The sequence below is a fragment of the Pseudomonas sp. DrBHI1 genome, assembly GCF_002205115.1.
In the GTDB taxonomy this organism is placed as follows: Bacteria; Pseudomonadota; Gammaproteobacteria; order Pseudomonadales; family Pseudomonadaceae; genus Aquipseudomonas; species Aquipseudomonas mosselii.
Window position 1 is genome coordinate 46,500 of record NZ_NIBE01000095.1, and the last position, 4,282, is coordinate 50,781.

The 4,282-nt window shown below is 64.4% G+C and carries 4 protein-coding genes; 2 read left to right on the forward strand and 2 right to left on the reverse strand.

Annotated elements, in window-relative coordinates:
* Nucleotides 1–1,434, forward strand: a 1,434-nt coding sequence (locus CC207_RS19645) for an MDR family MFS transporter (RefSeq protein WP_088852618.1), incomplete at its 5' end; no start/stop codon positions are given.
* Between the two features lie 3 nt (nucleotides 1,435–1,437).
* On the opposite strand, the gene CC207_RS19650 is transcribed toward CC207_RS19645, so the two are convergent.
* Nucleotides 1,438–2,043 (reverse strand): START domain-containing protein, encoded by a 606-nt coding sequence (locus tag CC207_RS19650; RefSeq protein ID WP_036986571.1) that lies wholly within the window; start codon nucleotides 2,041–2,043, stop codon nucleotides 1,438–1,440.
* An 80-nt stretch (nucleotides 2,044–2,123) separates the two neighbouring features.
* Nucleotides 2,124–2,960: a bifunctional allantoicase/(S)-ureidoglycine aminohydrolase gene (locus CC207_RS19655; RefSeq protein WP_028692239.1), complete on the reverse strand. Its 837-nt coding sequence runs from the start codon at nucleotides 2,958–2,960 to the stop codon at nucleotides 2,124–2,126.
* Nucleotides 2,961–3,215: 255 nt separating this feature from the next.
* Between CC207_RS19655 and CC207_RS19665 the strand changes: the two genes are divergently transcribed.
* A complete protein-coding gene (locus tag CC207_RS19665) occupies nucleotides 3,216–4,124 on the forward strand; it encodes a hypothetical protein (protein WP_088852619.1) in 909 nt (302 codons plus the stop codon).
* Nucleotides 4,125–4,282 lie beyond the last annotated feature (158 nt).

Below are 4,282 nucleotides of genomic sequence, written 5' to 3' on the forward strand. Positions count from 1 at the left end.
GGCATGAACGTCCATGTCACCAGTGCCGCCCTGCCCGAGATCGAGGGCGCGCTGGGGGCCAGCTTCGAGGAGGGCTCGTGGATCTCCACCGCCTACCTGGTGGCCGAGATCAGCATGATCCCGCTGACCGCCTGGCTGGTGCAGGTGTTTTCCCTGCGCCGGGTGATGCTGGTGGGCTCGGCTGTGTTCCTGGTCAGCTCGGTGAGCTGCGCCATGGCCGGCAGCCTGGAGGCGATGATCAGCCTGCGGGTGATCCAGGGCGCCTCCGGTGCGGTGCTGATACCGCTGTCGATGCAATTGATCATCACCGAGCTGCCGGCCAGCCGCCTGGCGCTGGGCATGGCGCTGTTCAGCCTGTCCAACAGCGTGGCCCAGGCTGCCGGGCCGTCGATCGGCGGCTGGCTCACCGACATGTACTCCTGGCGCTGGATCTTCCTGCTGCAGTTGCCGCCGGGCGTGGCCCTGCTGGCGGCGGTGGCCTGGTCGATCAAGGGTCAGGCCGGGGATCGCAGTGCCTTGCGCCAGGCCGACTGGCTGGGCATCGCCGCCATGGCGCTGGGGCTGGGTGCGTTGCAAGTGGTGCTGGAGGAGGGGGGGCGCAAGGACTGGTTCGAGTCGCGCTTCATCGTCGGTTTCAGCCTCGTCGCGATGATCGCCCTGGCGTTGTTCATCCAGCGCCAACTGTGGGGCACACGGCCGTTCATCAACCTGCGCCTGCTGGGCAGCTACAATTTCGGTGTATCGAGCCTGGCCATGGCGGTGTTCGGCGCAGCCACTTTCGGCCTGGTGTTCCTGGTGCCCAACTACCTGTCGCTGGTGCAGGGCTACAGCGCCAGCGAGATCGGCAAGAGCCTGATCGCCTACGGCATGGTCCAACTGCTGCTGGCGCCGTTGCTGCCCCGGCTGATGCGCTGGCTCAATGCCAAGCTGCTGGTGGCCAGCGGCTTCGCCATCATGGCCCTGGGTTGTTGGCTGGGCTCGACGCTGACGGTGGACTCGGGCAGCAACGTGATCATCCCTTCGACTGTGGTGCGCGGCATCGGCCAGCCGTTAATCATGGTGGCGCTGTCGGTGCTGGCAGTGAAGGGCCTGGACAAGGCCCAGGCCGGCTCGGCCTCGGCGCTGATCTCGATGCTGCGCAACCTGGGTGGCGCTTTGGGCACGGCGTTGCTGACGCAACTGGTGTCGCAGCGCGAGCGTTTTCATTCGGTGCGGGTGGGCGAAGGGCTGACGCTGTTCGACGGCGCGCTGCAGCAGCGCCTGCCCGATGGCATGGTCGATCCGCAGTCACCACAGGTGATGCAGACCCTGGCGCTGATCGACCAGAGCGTGCGCGAGCAGGCCTACCTGATGGCCTATTCGGATGCGTTCTATCTGTCGTGCGTGGCGTTGCTCGGTTGCGCGCTGGCGTCCCTGCTGCTGCGCAGTCGCTAGCCATCACGGCTGGCGTTCGGCCACGGCGCGCAGGGTCTTCAGGGTAACCATCGGCGCATCCACCACGAAGCGATTGGCCAGCCAGCCCGGCACATCGCCGGCCGGGTCGGCGCGTAGTTGGTAGGTGACCTCGGTCTCGCGCTCGCCCAGCGGACGCATGACCCATTCGCCGCTGAGCCGGCGCACCCGGATCAGCCCGGGCGCAGCCGGCACCCGTCCGGGCTCGGCGCTCAGGTGACGGACCAAGGTATCGCTGTCGAGGCGCTCGGTGCGCACCTTGAGCACCATGTCGCGGGGCTTGGCCGGCCAGGGCAGGGCGGTGGTGAGGTAGACCCAGGTGGTGTCGCCGTCCACCTCCAGCAGGCGCATGTCGGCGCAGGCGTACAGCCATTTACAGGCCACCCGCAGGTTCTCCTGCAGGTCGGTGAGGGTGCGCAGGCTGGCCTTGATCCGGGTGATGCCGCGGAACTGCTGGTAGGCCGAACCCTCAACGCTGCTCAGGTAGACATCGATGCCGTCTTCCTGGTGGGCGAGTTGCCAGTCGTCTGCCCACGGCAAGGTGCCCGGCAGCAGGAGCAGCAGGACAAACAGAGGGCGCAGGAGGGGCATGGCGGGGACGCCGAAGGAGGAAGGTCCGATCAGTATGGATCAAGACCGGCAGGAGCGGGCGTGCCCGCTCCTGCATTGCATCAACGCTGCGGATTGAGCGTCAGGTGCACGTGACGGTTGACGTCCTTGTACAGCAGGTAGCTGAACGGGCCTGGGCCGCCGGAATAGCAGGCCTGCGGGCAGAAGGCGCGCAGCCACATGAAGTCGCCGGCCTCGACCTCGACCCAGTCCTGGTTCAGGCGGTACACCGCCTTGCCTTCCAGCACGTACAGGCCGTGTTCCATGACATGGGTCTCGGCGAACGGAATCACCCCGCCCGGCTGGAAGGTCACGATGTTCACGTGCATGTCGTGGCGCATGTCGGCCATGTCGACGAAGCGGGTGGTGACCCAGCGGCCTTCGGTGCCAGGCATCTCGATGACGGTGGCGTTGTCGCGGTGGGTGACGAACGACTCGGGAACCGGTAGGCCCTCGACCTTCTGGTAGTGCTTGCGCAGCCAGTGGAAGGTGACATTGGCCTTGCTGTTGTTGCGCAGGCTCCAGTCGGCGCCCGGGGCCAGGAACGCGTAGCCGCCCGGCACCAGGGTGTGGTGCTTGCCTTCGACGGTGATGTCGATTTCACCCTCGACCACGAACAGCACCGCTTCGGCGTTCGGGTCCAGCTCAGGACGCTCGCTGCCGCCTTCGGGGGCCACTTCGACGATGTACTGGGAGAAGGTTTCAGCGAAACCGGTCAGCGGGCGGGCGATGACCCACATGCGCATCTTGTCCCAGAACGGCAGGTGGCTGGTGACGATGTCACGCATCACGCCCTTGGGGATGACGGCATAGGCTTCGGTGAACATGGCACGGTCAGTCAGCAGCTCGGTCTGAGCCGGGTGCCCACCGTGGGGGGCGAAGTAGGAAGGTTTCGACATGAACGGTCTCGACTTGTTGTTCTCTCCCCATGCCTTGGACCACACCGGCCGGTGCGTGCAGGGGATGCACCGACAGCATAGGGGCGGGCCGGCGCCATCTACAAATTAAATGTTGGAATACCCGGTATCCAGTTGCTGAATGTCATGACAGCATTCTCATGGCGCCGGTGTAGGAAGTTTCCCAGGGTTTACGGCCATGACATTTTTTTCACATCGCCTTGCTAGCATCGCCAGCACTTCCACGGAGCTGAATCGATGATACCTGTCCTGCGCAAACGTGCTGTTCGCCTCGCCCTGGCCGGTACCGGAGGGCTGCTGGCCTGTACCCTGGGTTTTTTCGGCTGGCAGTCCTTCTACCCGGTGCAGGCCGCCGAGGGCTGGGACGTTCAGGTGCTGCACAATTCGGTGACCCGGGCCGCCTCGTTGCTGCCCCAGGCCGACGGCAGCTTGCTGGTCAGTCGCGAGCTCAACGGTGGCAAGGGCAGCATCATGCGCATCACTGCCGAGGGTGACCGGATGGTGGTGCTCGATGGCCTGTCCAAGCCCGACGGTATGGTTGCTGTCGAGGGTGGATGGGCGTTCAGCCAGGAGGTAGGCGGGGCTCCGGTCAGCCTGTCGCGCGATGGCAGGGTCAGCCAGCTGTTCTCGGGCAACAATGTGCAGGGGTTGTATAACGATGGTCAGCATCTTTATGCCATTGAGGACCGCAAGGGTGATGGCCGACTGATGCGATACGACTGGCGCAGCGGTGAGGTCGATGTGCTGCGTGCGGGGTTGACCGAGACCGAAGGGCTGACCCGTTGTACCGATGGACGGTTGCTGTATACCGAGAAGGCCACCGGCAAGATTCGTGCGTTCAATGCCGAAGGCGCTGATCCGGTGGTGGTTGACGGGCTGCGTAACCCGACGTTCCTGCTTTGCGATCAGCGTGGATTGTGGATCAGCGAGGATTCCACTCATCGGGCGCGGTTGGTGCGGATTGATGGTGATGGTGCTCGGCATACGATTCTCAGCTATCTGAAGGCGCCTCAGGCTATTGTTCCGGATGGCAAGGGGGGGTATTTGCTGGCTGAAGGAGGACGGGATCGGGTGTTGCGGTTGACGCCGCCGGTCGAGGCCAGTACGGCTCAGGTCGACGGGTTGCCTCGGGGGCCTGAGGCCTGACCTGGCGTTGTTGTTGTTGTTGTTGTTGTTGTTGTTGTTGTTGTTGTTGTTGTTGGGTGGTTTTGATCGTTGTATGCGCATTCATTTGCGATGTCGACGCTTAATCACCTTTCCGCCCTTACGGCGGGTTACTTAATGAGATGGTCACCCCGGCACCC